Source organism: Escherichia sp. WS1450 (assembly GCF_046487395.1).
Classification (GTDB): domain Bacteria; phylum Pseudomonadota; class Gammaproteobacteria; order Enterobacterales; family Enterobacteriaceae; genus Escherichia; species Escherichia coli.
Genome location: NZ_JBJQJO010000117.1, coordinates 1 through 1,189, shown reverse-complemented (window position 1 = coordinate 1,189; position 1,189 = coordinate 1). Strand labels below are relative to the sequence as shown.

Below are 1,189 nucleotides of genomic sequence, written 5' to 3'. Positions count from 1 at the left end.
CACCACCCCGTCAGTAGCTGAACAGGAGGGACAGCTGATAGAAACAGAAGCCACTGGAGCACCTCAAAAACACCATCATACACTAAATCAGTAAGTTGGCAGCATCACCCGGGATGCCAGCCTGGCGACTATAACTCCGAAAAGACCGATTATTGTATTGCGTGCATCCGGCATGTTTACAATGTACGCTGGTATCTAACGGAGTCTGACACAGATGCACGCAGGTGTCTATTTTAACGTAATTATCCGGAAAGAACAGTATATTTTAATGCGGGAGTTGCATGAGCGGTATACGGGAGAAACTATCAGACCATGGGAGCTACAGAGGTGCTTAAGTCTCGTAACATTATAATCTGCTCACCTGACTGGTGCTATTCTCACCTCAACACCAATGCACAAATAGCCTGGCTTATCGTTAATAAAAGTTACTCATACCGGGAATCCAGTGAAGCTATGAATGTCGGTTCCTATACACTGGGGGCATGGGTACGTCAGCTCAGGCGGGAACGTCAGGATACCACGTCTTCTGCATCACCACTCACATCAGAGTAGCAACGTATTCATGAGCTGGAAAAGCAGGTTCGTCGCCTGGAGGAACAAAAAACGATATTAAAAAGCTACAGTGCTCTTGATATCCTCCCCACTGAACGGTTTACGATAGTTACCAGACTGAGCGGCGACACACGGTTGTCAGTCTTTGCGCTGCTCTGGATGCTCATTGCAGCAGTTCCGGCACTGGCAGAATCGGCTCAATACGATTGATCCGGCGCGAATCAAATTGTATAGCGAAACAGTCCGGGTCTGGAACCAGAGTCGGGGTTCCGCAGGTGCGCGTGCTCTGGCAGATATGCTGATTCAAAATGGTATCCCGATGAGCAGTTATCGTGCCAGGAGGCTGATGAAGCATCTGAACCTGAGAAGTGCTCAGCCCGGAAAATATCAGTACAAAAATGCCCGCCAGGAGCATACCAGCCTGCCGAGTCTGCTTGAGTGTCGGTTTTCTGTGCTGGAGGCCGAGCAGGTATGGATTCTTAAATAAACCTCGAGTCTGAATCGGTAACCAGCTGTTATATTCTGAATGGCACTGTTGCAAAGTTAGCGATGAGGCAGCCTTTTGTCTTATTCAAAGGCCTTACATTTCAAAAACTCTGCTTACCAGGCGCATTTCGCCCAGGGGATCACCATAATA

At 48.4% G+C, this 1,189-nt stretch carries 1 protein-coding gene and 1 pseudogene; one reads left to right on the top strand and one right to left on the bottom strand.

What is annotated here, in order from left to right; translation table 11 throughout:
* Positions 1-54 (bottom strand): IS1 family transposase (locus ACJHYR_RS27785; RefSeq protein WP_129692851.1); only part of this gene is annotated, 54 nt, incomplete at its 3' end.
* Between the two features lie 342 nt (positions 55-396).
* Here ACJHYR_RS27785 and ACJHYR_RS27780 point away from each other — a divergent pair.
* Positions 397-1,027: pseudogene (locus tag ACJHYR_RS27780) on the top strand (IS3 family transposase); the annotation flags it as partial.
* Positions 1,028-1,189: the final 162 nt, after the last annotated feature.